Here is a 14,680-nt window from a genome sequence, read left to right as displayed (position 1 = left end):
TCAGAGCATAAACAGTAAGTTATATGGCCTCTTGGTATCTGTCCTAAAAAGAACGACAAAATAAAGGGCGGTTTTTAAGCCGCCCTCATTTTCAGTATTACCAATGGCCTAAAGTATTACTGTAGGCTGCCGTGACACTGTTTGTATTTTTTGCCTGAACCACATGGGCACGGATCATTACGACCCACTTTACGCTCAAGGCTAGCGGCTACATTGACTTCATCCTTTGACATCAAGGCACTGTTGTCAGACTGATGGCTTAGTTGCTGCTGTTTCGCCAAACGCTCGGCTTCTTCACGACGTTGTACTTCCAGCGCTTCTACCTCTTCTGGCATCCGCACTTGTACTTTGCTCAGCACGCTGATCACTTCATATTTTAGTGATTCCAACATGGCAGCGAACATGGCGAAAGATTCACGCTTATATTCCTGTTTAGGATCTTTTTGCGCATAACCACGTAGATGGATCCCCTGACGCAGATAATCCATTGCAGCCAAGTGTTCTTTCCACAAGGAGTCGAGCGTTTGTAGCATCACGCCTTTTTCGAAGTTACGCATCATATCGATGCCAACAACTTCTTCTTTGCGGTGATATACCTCAATCGCTTGCTGAAGAATGCGTTCACGTAATGTTTCTTCATGCAACTGTGGCTCATCTTGCAACCATTGTGCAATTGGCATATCCAAGTCGAAATCATTTTTCAGGCGCTGTTCTAGGCCTTCAATATCCCACATTTCTTCCAGTGACTGGGTAGGAATGTAGCTGTCGATAACTGTTTTGAATACATCTTCACGGATGCTGTTAATGGTTTCGCTAACATCAGATACGTCCAGCAGTTCATTACGCTGGCTGTAGATGGCACGACGCTGGTCACTGGCCACATCATCATATTCAAGCAGTTGCTTACGAATATCGAAGTTACGACTTTCAACTTTACGCTGTGCGTTAGCAATGGCCTTCGTCACCCATGGATGTTCAATGGCTTCGCCCGGTTTCATACCCAATTTACGCATCATGCCAGACACACGGTCAGAGGCAAAAATACGCATCAAGGCATCTTCCATTGATAAGTAGAAGCGTGAAGAACCGGCATCACCCTGACGGCCCGCACGACCACGTAACTGGTTATCAATACGGCGTGACTCATGACGCTCGGTACCAATAATATGTAAACCACCAGATGCCAGCACGGCATCATGGCGAATCTGCCAGGCAGCCTTAATGGCGGCAATTTGATCTTCAGTCGGATCTTCCAGCAAAGCAATCTCACTCTGCCAGCTCCCCCCCAACACGATATCGGTACCACGACCAGCCATGTTGGTAGCGATAGTTACCGCGCCTGGTTGACCCGCCTGAGAGACTATCTCTGCTTCCATGGCATGGAACTTGGCGTTCAGAACTTTGTGCTCAATGCCAGCTTTGGTCAATTCGGCAGATACCACTTCAGATTTCTCAATCGAGATAGTACCAACCAATACTGGCTGACCGTTTGCAGTACGCTCACGGATATCTTCGATAATCGCACCAATTTTTTCCTGTTCAGTCATATAGACCAAATCAGCTAAATCCTTACGAATCATTGGGCGGTTAGTGGGTACAACAATGGTATCGAGCTTGTAGATTGAGCTAAATTCAAACGCTTCGGTATCCGCCGTACCGGTCATCCCGGCCAGTTTTTCATAAAGACGGAAATAGTTCTGGAAGGTAATGGAAGCCAGTGTTTGGTTTTCGTTCTGGATTTCCACGCCTTCTTTTGCTTCAACAGCCTGATGCAAGCCATCTGACCAACGGCGCCCTTGCATGGTACGGCCGGTGTGTTCGTCGACGATGATAACTTCACCATCTTTCACAATGTAGTCAACATCACGGGCAAACAGCACATGGGCGCGCAGCGCGGCCGTGACGTGGTGCATCAGCATAATGTTGGTTGGAGAGTACAGCGACTCGCCTTCTTCCATGATGCCCGCTTCCACTAACATTTGTTCAATCAGAATCAGGCCACGTTCAGTTAAGTGAACCTGACGTGATTTTTCATCGACCGAGAAGTGGCCTTCACCCTGGAAGGTGTCCGAGTCTTCTTTTTCCTGACGAATCAGTTTTGGAATCAGTTTGTTAACTCGAATATACATCTCGGAACTGTCTTCCGCCGGACCAGAGATAATCAGCGGGGTACGGGCCTCATCGATCAAGATGGAGTCAACCTCATCCACCAGCGCATAGTGCAATTTACGCTGCACACGCTCTTCCGGGCTGAAAGCCATATTATCGCGCAGATAGTCAAAACCGTATTCGTTGTTAGTACCATAAGTGATGTCAGCAGCATAAGCGGCACGCTTGGCTGGTGCTGTCATATTCGGCAAGTTGATACCGACGCTCAGACCGAGGAACTCGAACAATGGGCGGTTATTTTCGGCGTCACGTTGAGCCAAATAGTCATTGACGGTAACCACGTGAACACCACGGCCACTCAACGCATTCAGGTAAGCTGGCAGCGTTGCAGTCAGCGTTTTACCTTCACCGGTACGCATTTCTGCGATGCAACGCTCATTCAATACCATACCGCCGAGCAACTGCACGTCGAAGTGACGCATACCAAACACGCGTTTACTTGATTCACGAACAACCGCAAAAGCTTCAGGGATCAAGGTTTCCAGCACCGCGCCTTTTGCCAGACGCTCGCGGAATTCATCTGTTTTGGCACGCAACTCAGCATCGGTCAGTTTTTCAATTTCTGGTTCCATACGGCTGATTTGATCAACTACTTTGCGCATACGGCGCAGAGTACGATCGTTACGGCTGCCAAAGACTTTGGTTAATAATTTGATTAGCATGATTCTTAATATCTCTTACAAGACCACCAAACCGGCGGCCAAAGGTTGTATAAAATTGAGGTAAACCAAGAGAATAATTAGCTTATACCCGTCATACTTCAAGCTGCATGTGCGTTGGCTACATTCAATCACCCGAATCACTTACTTATGTAAGCTCATCGAGATTATGAACCTCATCAGAGGCTCACCCTACGGGCCAGCGCAAGCGCTGTTCAAAATGGTTTACAACCAATTTGTCTTTCGCTTGCCGCCTTCCTGCAACTCGAATTATTTAAGGTATAAGGATAGTAGGCCCGGCACGAATGCCTTGCACTTGTGCAAGCCAGAGTCCGGGTTTGTGTAACGAAAGAATAGGCCGCTTAACTTGCTCGGTGTAACGAATGATAGCCGGTGGCTTAAACTCATGTGTCAGTAGCGCATTGAGGGTATCCAACAGTGCAAGCTGCTGAATTTGTGATGGCTCAGCTTGCTCGACTGCTGTAACTTCTTGCACCCGCGCATAAGCGACCTGAGGTGCCAACGCAAATGAGAGGTGACGAATAACCGTGCGCAGTGCATGCTGTTGCCAGTAGTCTACGCTGAATGAAGGACGGCGATGCATATCATGCAACAATGCCAAACTGTTAAAGTTTGTCACACCGTAATTCTGACGGCTTTGGCTTGATGATGTATTCGGTATTGCAGTTTGATCTGGAACGCCAGACAGGTTTGATGGCACGCCAAGACTCGCCGCTACCATCCCTAACAAGAGATGCGGCCAGAAATAACGTCTACCAAATTGTCGCCAACGATTTAGAATACCGATCACAAGTTTAAAATCCGCCGGAGCCTTGTCAATGCGTGAAAACCGCCCACAATTATTAGATGTTCTGTTCGATGATGCCATTGCAGCAGAAAACGGACCGCTACATAACGTACAACAACGCGCTACTGCACTGTTAAAACTTAACCGTGCGGTAAAAGGATTGCTCCCTTCACAAATGCAGCCGTGGTGCCGTGTCGCTAACTATCGACAGAGTGTTTTAGTGCTAGAGACTGCGAACGCTAGCTGGTTAATGCGCTTACGTTATGAACAACCCGCTCTGCTCTCTGCACTACGAGCACAAATTCTACCATCATTGTCTTCAATCGACATCAGGATTAATCCGTCGTTAATGGCCAAGGGCCATAACATTACGCAAGATGTGGCAAAATCGGCGCAAGATCCTGAAAAATCGCCGCCATTACGTCATTTAAGTCTGGAAAGTGCTAAGGAATTAAGAGGATTAGCGAGCCGTAGCCCTGAAAAACTTAGGATAATATTGGAACGATTGGCTGCGTTGGCCGGAGAGAGTGCCAACGCAACCAAAAGTGATAAGTAGCTTTTCCCTTCACACTTGAACTTACAGCGATGTTAGCTGGCTGTAATGCCAATGAGTTTGGGTACAAAAGTACTTAGTAAGCTAATACTGTAGACGGAGCTTTAAATGCCAGTGGCATTTCGGCTTCATCTTGGAACGTCACAAATTCCCAAGCTTCTTGCTTCGCTAAAACAGCTTGCAACAACTTGTTATTTAAGGCGTGACCAGATTTGAACGCAGTAAATGCGCCAATAATATTGTGGCCACACATAAACAGGTCGCCAATCGCGTCCAGCATTTTGTGACGAACAAACTCATCTTCAAAGCGTAAGCCATCTTCGTTAAGCACGCGGTAATCATCTACCACAATGGCACAATCGAAACTACCGCCCAGGCACAAACCACGGGACTGTAAATATTCGATATCACGCATGAAACCAAAAGTACGCGCACGACTGATTTGACGGACGAATGAATCGGCCGAGAAATCCAGACGGTAACGCTGAGTACTTGAGTCAATCGCCGGGTGATTAAAATCAATGGTAAAATCTAAACGGAATCCATTGAATGGAGACAATTCAGCCCATTTATCACCGTCTTCAACCCGCACAGTCTCTTTCAGACGCAGGAATTTCTTCGCAGAGTTTAACTCTTCGATACCGGCATCCAGCAGCAAGTACACGAATGGACTGGCACTACCGTCCATAATCGGCACTTCGGGAGCGTTAACTTCAATAATAATGTTATCAATCCCTAACCCTGCCAAAGCAGCGTTGAGATGCTCAACAGTAGAAATACGCACGTCATGCTCATTGACCAGGCAAGTACAGAGCATGGTATCACGCACGGATTTTGCATCTGCCGGAAAATCAACCGGTGGATTCAAGTCAGTGCGACGATAGATGACCCCGGTATTAGCCGGCGCGGGTCGCATTGTCAGCGTGACTTTCTTACCGGTGTGCAAACCGACGCCAGTCGCCTGAACAATACGTTTTAAAGTCCTTTGTTTGATCATCGTTTTATCTCGCAATGTTATCCATCCTACCGACCAAGCTTATAACAAGATCGGTGGGACAGTTTAGCACAAAGAGCGGAGATTCCAAATATTCGAAAATTAATCGGCTTGCTTACGCAAAAATGCCGGGATATCCAAATAATCGGGCTCTTTATTGGTTTGAGCAGTAGGGTCATTGACCACTTTAGCCGCAGGTTTAACTTCCTGAGGTAAAGGTGACATGCCATGCTGCTGGTAACGATGGTCCATAACAGGCTGAGTCTGCTTGTTGGTAACCAGCGTAATTTCTGGGCGTTTATCCATGCCGATACCGGTCGCAACAACAGTTACGCGCAGTTCGTCGTTCATTTCCGGGTCTAACGATGTACCGATAACAACGGTGGCATTGTCGGACGCGAATGCACGGATAGTATTACCCACAGTTTCGAACTCATCCAAACGTAAATCGAAACCAGCAGTGATGTTAACCAATACACCACGGGCACCAGACAGGTCGATATCTTCCAGCAACGGGCTGGAGATAGCCATTTCTGCTGCTTCTTCTGCACGATCTTCACCACAAGCCACACCAGAGCCCATCATGGCATAACCCATTTCGGACATCACGGTGCGCACGTCGGCAAAGTCAACGTTCATCAGGCCTGGGCGGGTAATCAATTCGGCGATCCCCTGAACAGCACCTTTTAATACGTCGTTCGCTGCACCGAATGCATCCAGTAAAGAGATGCCACGCCCCAGAACTTTCAATAATTTGTCATTCGGGATAGTGATCAGTGAGTCCACATGCTTGGACAACTCAGCAATACCCTGCTCAGCAAATGCCATGCGTTTCTTGCCTTCGAAGTTGAAAGGCTTGGTAACCACGGCGACTGTCAGAATACCCAGTTCTTTTGCCACTTCGGCAACAACAGGAGCAGCACCAGTACCGGTACCACCGCCCATACCTGCGGCGATAAAGACCATGTCCGCGCCTTCAAGAGCTGCACGCAGAGCTTCACGGTCTTCTTCGGCTGAATTACGACCCACTTCTGGGTTCGCGCCAGCACCCAACCCTTTGGTAATACCGCTACCAATTTGGATGGTTTGGCCAACAGCCGTCTTACGTAGCGCCTGAGCGTCTGTATTAACGGCGAAGAATTCAACACCTTCGATGCGCTCGCGCACCATGTGTTCGACGGCATTACCACCGCCACCACCGACGCCGATGACTTTAATCACCGCGTCATTGGTTAGTTCCATAGGTTCAAACATAGTTTCTCTCCGTTTTGTGCCTGTCGCTTCGAGATCAAAAAATATGTTCAGCATGATCTCTTTGTTGAAACATTAAAACTCTTTTCTCAGCCAGCTATTGATACGTTTAAACCAATTGCCCACTGAGGCACGTTTTTCTACTTCTGACTCACCACTGAGATGAGATTCTTTACCGTAATGCAATAACCCAACAGCAGTGGAGTAATAAGGTTCCTGTGCATAATCCGTCAGCCCGGTGATATTGAGCGGTTGACCGATACGAACCTGGGCATGGAACACCCGTTGTGCGCATTCAGCCAGCCCATCAATTTGTGCAGCACCGCCAGTCAGCACGATACCGGCTGCCAGATGATGCTTCACCCCTTGCTGACGCAACTGCTCCTGCAATTGTAAAATCTCGTCATTAACTAAATTCAGCAACTCGGTGTAGCGTGGTTCTATAACCTCAGCGAGCGTCTGTCTTTGCAGACTACGGGGAGGGCGTCCGCCAACACTTGGCACTTCTACACTTTCGTCCTTGCTGACTATCGACCCGAGCGCACAGCCGTGCCGAACTTTAATCGCTTCCGCATCTGTAGGCGGCGTACCAAAAGCATAAGCTATGTCGCTGGTGACCACGTTCCCGGCGTAAGGGATAACTTTGGTGTGCCGTAAAGCGCCACCGGTATAAACCGCCATATCCATGGTGCCACCGCCGATATCAACGACACAGACCCCCAGCTCACGCTCATCTTCAGTCAATACTGCATAACTTGCTGCCAAACCGGCGAAAATCAGTTGGTCCACTTTCAGACCACAACGTTCCACCGCTTTAACAATATTCTTCGCCATATCGTTATGGCAGGTAATCAGGTGCACTTTAGCCTGCATCCGCACGCCAGACAGACCAACAGGATTTTTGATGCCTTCCTGATAATCGATGGCATATTCCTGTGGAATAACATGCAGGATACGATGCTCATCACGCACACGCACCGACTTCGCGGTATGCACTACGTTCTCTACATCTTCCTGAGTTACTTCTTCTTCTGAAATAGGAACCATCCCTATTTCATTCTGGCAACTGATATGTTTACCCGATAACGCCAAATAAACAGATGAAATTTGGCAATCCGCCATTAACTCAGCCTGATCGATAGCGCGCTGCACGCATTTCACTACCGATTCAAGATCATTAACCCCACCCTTATCCATGCCACGGGATGGGCAACTGCCGACCCCAATAATATTGACCATGCCATCGGGCAGAACTTCCCCTACCAATGCGGAGACCTTTGCCGTGCCGATCTCAAGACCTACTACCAGTTTTCTGTCCGTCGACTTGATCATTGTTGTTTTGCCTGTGCCTGATTCTGTTGCGGATTACTGTTCTGCTGGCCATTTATTGGTGGCTCACCACCCTGACTGCCGATAAATACCGGAGCCCAACCTATTGCAGCCCCTGTCTCATATCGCAAATCAACATAACTGACTCGTTTATCTGGCTGCTGTTGCAACATCGGATATAACTCGATGAAACGTTGCAAACGCCCCATCCGGTCATCCCGTCCCAGCTCCAGCCGAACATCATTATCTAAGGCCAACTGCCAAGAATGTCTGGCGCTCATCGCCACCATCTTTAGCTGATATTTATTGGCCGCTAACACCTTATTTATTGCCCGGTAGCCTTCCAGAACATCCTGTTCACTGCCTTCCGGGCCATACAGTAATGGCAATTTCTGTGTGCCGACCCGCTCGGACGGCACACTAAATGACCGCCCTTGCTCATCAACCATATGCAAATCATTCCAGCGAGCAAAAGGCACATACTCCACCAGATGGATTTTCAGCTCATCCGGCCACTGTTTACGCACACTGGCCTGCTGAATCCAAGGCAACCTTTCAATCTGCTGTTGGATGATGTTCACATCCTGCGTCATAAAGGTACCCGGTGCGCCTAATGCCAGAATTGCCTGGCGAATATCATCATTGGTGGTGTAATGGCGCTCACCGGTCACCACCAGTTTTGACAGTGGCAGTCGGCTGGCATCTTTCATCCACCCCACTACGACCCACCCACCCCAGAGCATGGTACCCAGAACCATTAGCAGGAAAATCAGACCTGCTAGTTGGCCTCCGTTACTGCGTCGGGCCACGCTGTTTTCAGCCGCACGTTCACGCGCATTCAGGGCAGCTTGCGACATATCAGTCAGCCAACATCAAAATTCGAGCGACCAGTTGGGAGAAACTCAACCCTGACTGGCGGGCTGCCATCGGCACTAAACTGTGGCTAGTCATACCCGGTGAAGTGTTCACTTCAAGCAGGTAAAAACTGCCGTCACTGTCTTGCATGACATCCACCCGGCCCCAACCGCTGCAACCCAGCGCCTGATAAGCCTGCAATGCCAGCGTCGCCAATTGTTGCTCCAACTCATTGCTCAAACCACTTGGGCAAAAATATTGTGTTTCGTCAGACAGATACTTGGCTTCATAATCATAGAACACGCCGGGCGCCTGAATACGGATTGACGGTAAAACATCATCACCGAGGATCGCGACGGTGTATTCCGGGCCACTCAACCATTGCTCTATCAGCACATCACTGTCGTGACGGAAAGCTTCAACCAAGGCACTCTGCAATTGATCGACGTGATCAACCTTACTCATGCCAACGCTGGAGCCTTCGTGGCTTGGCTTAACAATTAATGGCAGGCCAAGCTTAGCGACACCCGCTGCTAATTCCTCTGACGAAAGTGTTTCAAACTGTTGACGATTCAACGCGACATAAGGCGAAATCGGCAGATCTGAAGCCTGCCACACCAATTTGGTGCGTAATTTGTCCATCGTCAGAGCTGACGCCATCACACCACTGCCGGTATAAGGCAGTTGCAGGAATTCCAGTACCCCTTGCAAGGTGCCATCTTCACCACCACGGCCATGTAAAGCGATAAAGACCTTATCGAAGCCCTGTTCTTTAAGCTGAGTCACTGGGAAGTCTCGGGTATCAATCCCATGGGCATCGATACCTGCTTCTCTCAAGCCCGCTAATACCGCCTGACCTGATAGCAATGACACTTCACGTTCAGCGGAGGTACCACCCAGCAGTACCGCGACTTTCTCAGCCATGATGTTCCTCATCTTTTATCTGTGGCTGCAATTTAAGCTCAGCCAATTTACGGGCAATTTTACCAATGTTACCTGCGCCTTGAACCAGAATCAGGTCATCGCCTTTCAGCACTTGCGCCAATATTTCAGGTACGGTTTCACTGTCTGAAACCAAAATTGGGTCTAACTTGCCACGATTACGGATGGTGCGGCACAACGAGCGGCTATCAGCCCCTGGGATCGGCGGTTCACCGGCAGCGTACACATCCAACATCAGTAGCACATCAACCTGCGATAACACATTGGCGAAGTCGTCGTACAGGTCACGGGTACGGGTATAACGGTGCGGCTGGAAGACCATCACGATGCGCTTATCCGGCCAACCCGCGCGCGCAGCTTTAATGGTGGCATCCACTTCAGTTGGATGATGGCCGTAGTCATCAACCAGCATCGCACTGCCTTCTTTGCCATTGACCGGTGCCAACGGGAAGTTGCCGAGGAAATCAAAGCGGCGACCAGTCCCCTGGAACCCTGCCAACGCACGCAGAATATCTTCGTCTTCGATACCTTCTTCTGTCGCCACGGCCACCGCCGCCGCTGCATTCAGCGCGTTATGACGACCCGGTGCATTCAAGGTCACCGTCATCAATGGCTTATCCAAGCGTTTGAGCGTGAAGTGCCCCTGTGGGCCTTCCTGCCGGTAGCTGGCGATCTGCACATCGGCATCATCACTGAAACCGTAGGTGGTAATGTGGCGGCCTACCCGTGGTAGCAACTCGCGCACCACCGGATCGTCAATACACATCACCGCACGACCATAGAATGGCAAGTTGTGTAAAAAGTTAATAAACGTCTGTTTTAAGTTCTCAAAGTCGCCCTGATAAGTATCCATATGGTCGGCTTCGATATTCGTGACAATCGCCACCATCGGTTGCAGATGCAAAAATGACGCATCACTTTCATCGGCTTCTGCTATCAGGTAACGGCTGGACCCAAGACGAGCATGGGTCCCTGCCGCTTTCACCAACCCACCGTTAACAAAGGTTGGATCCAGACCGGCTTCAGCATAGATACTGGAAACCATCGCCGTGGTGGTGGTTTTGCCGTGAGTGCCTGCAACCGCAATGCCATGACGAAAACGCATCAACTCTGCCAGCATTTCTGCGCGGCGGATCACCGGAATACGCGCCTCGCGAGCCGCAACTATCTCTGGATTATCCGCAGAGATTGCAGTTGAAACCACGACCACACTGGCGTCCAGAACGTTTTCAGGACGGTGATGGAAATAGATTTGTGCGCCCAAAGAGGCCAAATGCTGAGTGACCGGGTTAGGTGCCAAATCTGAACCGCTAATCTGATAACCTTCGTTAGCCAACACTTCAGCGATACCACCCATGCCGGCACCACCGATGCCAACAAAGTGAATGTGCCGGACGCGACGCATCTCGGGCACGATAGTTCGTAGTTTCGCCAGTTGTTGTGTATTCACGTTTCTCTTCACTTTTTTGTCTGTTGCATATTCACAGCCCGCATTAACCTAACTACCTGCTGTTCATTATCTGTTTTTACTATTACTTACTGGCCGCGACCACTTCAGCAGCTACGCGCTCAGTAGCATCCGGGATAGCCACGGACCTTGCCTGTTCAGCCATAGTTAGTAAGGTTGCTCGATCCCACTGTTCCAATAAGCTGCTGACCGCCTCGGCGCTAAATTGCGGCTGCTCGATAATCTTGGCCGCACCGGCCTTTTCCAGCGGCAGTGCATTCCAATACTGCTGCCGGTCTTTATGCTGAAACGGCACAAAAATCGCCGGTAAACCTGCGGCGGCAATTTCACTGACCGTCAGCGCACCTGAACGGCACACCACCACATCGGCCCAACTATAAGCGGCTGCCATATCGTCGATAAACTCAGTAATTTTATGCTTATCATCGCCCTGCCCGACTTGCTGGTATGCCTGTAATACTTCTGGCAATGCGCCTTTACCTACCTGATGCCACAGCGTGATTTTCTCACCCAACTGTGCGGCAACCTGCGGCATCGTCTGATTTAGCACCCGCGCACCTTGGCTACCACCGATAACCAACACACGAACCGGGCCTTCACGGCCGACCAAACGTTGCGCCGGCAATGGCAGCGCAAGAACATCGGTACGAACCGGATTGCCCACCACATCAGCATTTGGGAATGCGCCTGGGAAGGCCTGTAACACTTTTTTGGCAATTCTGGCTAGCCAGCGATTAGTCAAACCGGCAATGCCATTTTGCTCATGCAACACTACTGGAATACCGCACAGCCATGCCGCCAAACCACCGGGACCGGAAACATAACCGCCCATGCCCAGCACCACGTCCGGCTGGTAGTCACGCATGATTTTCGTGGCCTGACGCACCGCACGATAAATCCGCACGGGTGCCATCAGTTGAGCCATTAGCCCCTTGCCGCGTAAACCAGAAATCTGGATGAAATCAATCTCAATGCCATTTTGGGGTACCAATGACGCTTCCATTCGGTCTGCGGTGCCGAGCCAACGCACCTGCCAGCCTTGCGCCATCAGATGATGTGCCACGGCCAATCCGGGGAAGACATGCCCCCCGGTGCCACCAGCCATCACCATTAAACGCTTGGTCTTGCCACTCATCGGGCACTCCTTACAAACGCCTGGGCTTTTGCCAGACGTGTTTCAAAATCAATGCGTAGCAACAGCACAATTGCCGTTGACATAATAATCAAGCTCGAACCACCGTAACTGATCAGTGGTAAGGTCAACCCTTTGGTCGGCAACATTCCGGCAGCAGCCCCAACGTTAACCAGTGCCTGAAAACTGAACCAGACGCCGATTGAGCAAGCCAAAAAGCCAGAAAATCGCTGATCTATCTCCAACGCGCGACGGCCGATGGACATAGCACGAAAAGCGACGAAGAATACCATTAACAGTGCCAGAACCACACCGAAATACCCCAGTTCCTCGCCTAAAATCGAGAAAATAAAGTCGGTATGCGCTTCCGGTAAATACTCCAGTTTCTGCACTGAGTTACCTAAGCCTTGCCCCCAGAATTCACCACGGCCAAAAGCCATCAGCGACTGGGTTAACTGATAACCACTACCGAACGGATCCGCCCATGGATTCCAGAAGGATGTCACACGGCGCATACGGTAGGGTTCAGCAACAATCAGCAGACAAACCGCAAACACACCAGAGCCGATAATCGCCAAAAACTGCCACATTTTCGCGCCAGCTAGAAACAGCATCGCCAGCGTGGTAATAAACAGCACCACCACCGTGCCTAGATCAGGCTGTGCCAGCAGTAACACCGCCAGAATAACCATGACCCCCATCGGTTTACAGAAGCCCCAGAAATTACTGCGAACCTCTTCAACCTTACGCACCAGATAGCTGGCCAGATAACAAAACAGTGACAGCTTGGATAATTCCGCTGGCTGAATACGCAGCGGCCCCAATGAAATCCAGCGTGATGCCCCGTTTACCGAGCTACCCACCACCAACACCACCAGCAACATTACTATCGAAATCAGTAACATGATATTGCTATAGCGCTGCCAGACCGCCATCGGGATACGTAATGTCACCAGCGACAAACCCAATGCCAGCGCCAGATAGAGAGCATCACGTTTGGCAAATAAGAAGGGATCACTGGCCAGACGCTGACCAATCGGCATTGATGCCGATGTCACCATCACAAAGCCGATAATCGCCAAACCGAATGTCAGCCACAGCAAGGTTCTGTCGTAAAGCACCATGCTGGTGGTGTCGCTTTCGCGCGATCCCATCACAAAATGTTTTACGGTATTAAACAGCCCCAGCCCCGGCATGCGCATCAGCCCAACTCCTCTGCCAGGCGAGCAAACTCATCACCACGTTGTTCAAAACTGCGGAATTGGTCCAAACTGGCGCAAGCAGGAGACAGCAACACCATATCTCCCGGTGCCAGTCTCTGCGCCAGCAGTACCATGGCCTGTTCCATCGTCTCTGTAAGCTGAGAGACCTCAGAGCGTAATTCAGCCAGTTGCTCACCATCACGGCCAAAGCAGTAAATTTTGATATGGTCGCCTTGCAGAAAACGCGTCAACCCAGAGAAATCAGCGGATTTACCGTCGCCGCCCAACAATAAATGCAAGGTACCGTCAACCTGCAAGCCATCCAACGCTGCTTCCGTACTGCCAACATTGGTGGCTTTAGAGTCATTAATCCAACGCACGCCATTGTGCTCAAACACCAGTTGGAAACGGTGTGATAAACCGGTAAAGGTGGTCAATGCTTTCAAACTTGACGAGCGGGGAATCCCCACAGCATCAGCCAGCGCCAGTGCTGCCAACGCATTGGTATAGTTATGGCGACCGGTCAATTTCATTTCACGGGTATTCAACACTTTCTCACCCCGAACCCGCAGCCAGATTTCCCCCTGCTGCTTATTCAGGTGGTAGTCACCCACATCCACACCAAAGCTGATACAGCGGCTATCAGCGCCACGCACCGGCATGGTAAGCGCGTCATCGGCATTCACCACACAAACTTTAGCGTTTTCATAGACTCGCAGTTTAGCTGCGCGATATTGCTGCAAACCGAACGGATAACGGTCGGTATGATCTTCTGTTACGTTCAAGATGGTGGCCGCACTGGCATGCAAGCTTGAGGTAGTTTCCAACTGGAAGCTCGATAGCTCTAATACCACCAACTGGTTTTCTTGTTTCAATAGCGTAAGAGCCGGAACACCGATATTGCCACCGACGCCAACCTGCCAGCCCGCCGCTTTAGCCATCTCGCCCACCAGCGTGGTCACGGTACTTTTACCGTTAGAGCCGGTAATCGCTACTACTGGCGCCTGATTCTCACGGCAGAACAGCTCGATATCGCCGACAATCTCGACACCGGCCTCAGCGGCGTCACTCAAGGCAGGATGTGCCAGCGCGATGCCTGGGCTGGCCACAATCAAATCTGCATCTAATAACCACTGCTGATGAAGGTCGCCGACATGGTGCTCAACGCTTTCAGGCAATTTATCCAAGCCTGGCGGATTAATACGGGTATCCATTACACGCGGCGTAACCCCGCGCGCCATAAAGAAATCAACGCAGGAAAGGCCGGTTAGCCCCAGCCCGATAATGACTACTTTTTTACCCTGATAATCAGCCATAA

12 protein-coding genes are annotated in these 14,680 nt (G+C 50.2%); 1 reads left to right on the top strand and 11 read right to left on the bottom strand.

All coding sequences use genetic code 11. From position 1 onward, the window contains the following. Positions 1-116: 116 nt before the first annotated feature. Both secA and secM read right to left on the bottom strand, forming a co-directional pair. Positions 117-2,831, bottom strand: a complete 2,715-nt coding sequence (gene secA, locus Q2T71_RS02430) for a preprotein translocase subunit SecA (RefSeq protein ID WP_372558009.1) — start codon at positions 2,829-2,831, stop codon at positions 117-119. 271 nt (positions 2,832-3,102) lie between these two features. Next, positions 3,103-3,639 carry a secA translation cis-regulator SecM gene (gene secM, locus Q2T71_RS02425; RefSeq protein ID WP_372558008.1) on the bottom strand — a complete coding sequence of 179 codons (537 nt, stop codon included), beginning with the start codon at positions 3,637-3,639 and terminating at the stop codon, positions 3,103-3,105. Positions 3,640-3,667: 28 nt separating this feature from the next. On the opposite strand from secM, the gene Q2T71_RS02420 reads away from it, so the two are divergent. After that, the gene (locus Q2T71_RS02420) at positions 3,668-4,192 is read left to right on the top strand and encodes a DUF721 domain-containing protein (protein WP_193784725.1); all 525 of its coding nucleotides are present in this window, start codon (positions 3,668-3,670) and stop codon (positions 4,190-4,192) included. A gap of 73 nt (positions 4,193-4,265) precedes the next feature. On the opposite strand, the gene lpxC is transcribed toward Q2T71_RS02420, so the two are convergent. The 9 genes from lpxC to murD form a co-directional block, all read right to left on the bottom strand. Further along, entirely contained in the window at positions 4,266-5,186 is a 921-nt protein-coding gene (gene lpxC, locus Q2T71_RS02415) for a UDP-3-O-acyl-N-acetylglucosamine deacetylase (RefSeq protein ID WP_005181431.1), read from the bottom strand. A 99-nt stretch (positions 5,187-5,285) separates the two neighbouring features. Continuing rightward, on the bottom strand, positions 5,286-6,437 hold the full coding sequence (gene ftsZ, locus Q2T71_RS02410) for a cell division protein FtsZ (RefSeq protein WP_004389003.1): 1,152 nt from the start codon (positions 6,435-6,437) through the stop codon (positions 5,286-5,288). A gap of 72 nt (positions 6,438-6,509) precedes the next feature. Continuing rightward, on the bottom strand, positions 6,510-7,766 hold the full coding sequence (gene ftsA / locus Q2T71_RS02405) for a cell division protein FtsA (protein WP_002210431.1): 1,257 nt from the start codon (positions 7,764-7,766) through the stop codon (positions 6,510-6,512). Continuing rightward, the gene (ftsQ, locus tag Q2T71_RS02400; protein WP_083160517.1) at positions 7,763-8,620 is read right to left on the bottom strand and encodes a cell division protein FtsQ; all 858 of its coding nucleotides are present in this window, start codon (positions 8,618-8,620) and stop codon (positions 7,763-7,765) included. The genes ftsA and ftsQ overlap by 4 nt, the downstream gene beginning before the upstream one ends. A gap of 1 nt (position 8,621) precedes the next feature. After that, entirely contained in the window at positions 8,622-9,542 is a 921-nt protein-coding gene (locus Q2T71_RS02395; protein WP_372558007.1) for a D-alanine--D-alanine ligase, read from the bottom strand. After that, positions 9,535-11,010, bottom strand: coding sequence for a UDP-N-acetylmuramate--L-alanine ligase (gene murC / locus Q2T71_RS02390; protein WP_372558006.1), 1,476 nt, complete (start codon positions 11,008-11,010; stop codon positions 9,535-9,537). Before murC ends, Q2T71_RS02395 begins: the two co-directional genes overlap by 8 nt. 82 nt (positions 11,011-11,092) lie before the next feature. After that, on the bottom strand, positions 11,093-12,163 hold the full coding sequence (gene murG, locus Q2T71_RS02385) for an undecaprenyldiphospho-muramoylpentapeptide beta-N-acetylglucosaminyltransferase (protein WP_372558005.1): 1,071 nt from the start codon (positions 12,161-12,163) through the stop codon (positions 11,093-11,095). Further along, positions 12,160-13,362, bottom strand: a complete 1,203-nt coding sequence (ftsW, locus tag Q2T71_RS02380; protein WP_050086107.1) for a cell division protein FtsW — start codon at positions 13,360-13,362, stop codon at positions 12,160-12,162. The genes murG and ftsW overlap by 4 nt, the downstream gene beginning before the upstream one ends. Continuing rightward, on the bottom strand, positions 13,362-14,678 hold the full coding sequence (murD, locus tag Q2T71_RS02375) for a UDP-N-acetylmuramoyl-L-alanine--D-glutamate ligase (protein WP_372558004.1): 1,317 nt from the start codon (positions 14,676-14,678) through the stop codon (positions 13,362-13,364). Before murD ends, ftsW begins: the two co-directional genes overlap by 1 nt. Positions 14,679-14,680: the final 2 nt, after the last annotated feature.

It is taken from the genome of Yersinia sp. 1652 StPb PI (assembly GCF_041538345.1).
Lineage (GTDB): Bacteria > Pseudomonadota > Gammaproteobacteria > Enterobacterales > Enterobacteriaceae > Yersinia > Yersinia enterocolitica_E.
Note: the sequence above shows the minus strand (reverse complement) of the source record. Positions and strands in the feature narration are given on the sequence as shown.

Excerpts from the sequence above, each read along its gene's own strand:
- secA (WP_372558009.1), bottom strand. The coding sequence starts at position 2,831 with ATGCTAATCAAATTATTAACCAAAGTCTTTGGCAGCCGTAACGATCGT.
- Q2T71_RS02420 (WP_193784725.1), top strand. The coding sequence starts at position 3,668 with ATGCGTGAAAACCGCCCACAATTATTAGATGTTCTGTTCGATGATGCC.
- lpxC (WP_005181431.1), bottom strand. The coding sequence starts at position 5,186 with ATGATCAAACAAAGGACTTTAAAACGTATTGTTCAGGCGACTGGCGTC.
- ftsZ (WP_004389003.1), bottom strand. The coding sequence starts at position 6,437 with ATGTTTGAACCTATGGAACTAACCAATGACGCGGTGATTAAAGTCATC.
- ftsA (WP_002210431.1), bottom strand. The coding sequence starts at position 7,766 with ATGATCAAGTCGACGGACAGAAAACTGGTAGTAGGTCTTGAGATCGGC.
- ftsQ (WP_083160517.1), bottom strand. The coding sequence starts at position 8,620 with ATGTCGCAAGCTGCCCTGAATGCGCGTGAACGTGCGGCTGAAAACAGC.
- Q2T71_RS02395 (WP_372558007.1), bottom strand. The coding sequence starts at position 9,542 with ATGGCTGAGAAAGTCGCGGTACTGCTGGGTGGTACCTCCGCTGAACGT.
- murG (WP_372558005.1), bottom strand. The coding sequence starts at position 12,163 with ATGAGTGGCAAGACCAAGCGTTTAATGGTGATGGCTGGTGGCACCGGG.
- ftsW (WP_050086107.1), bottom strand. The coding sequence starts at position 13,362 with ATGCGCATGCCGGGGCTGGGGCTGTTTAATACCGTAAAACATTTTGTG.
- murD (WP_372558004.1), bottom strand. The coding sequence starts at position 14,678 with ATGGCTGATTATCAGGGTAAAAAAGTAGTCATTATCGGGCTGGGGCTA.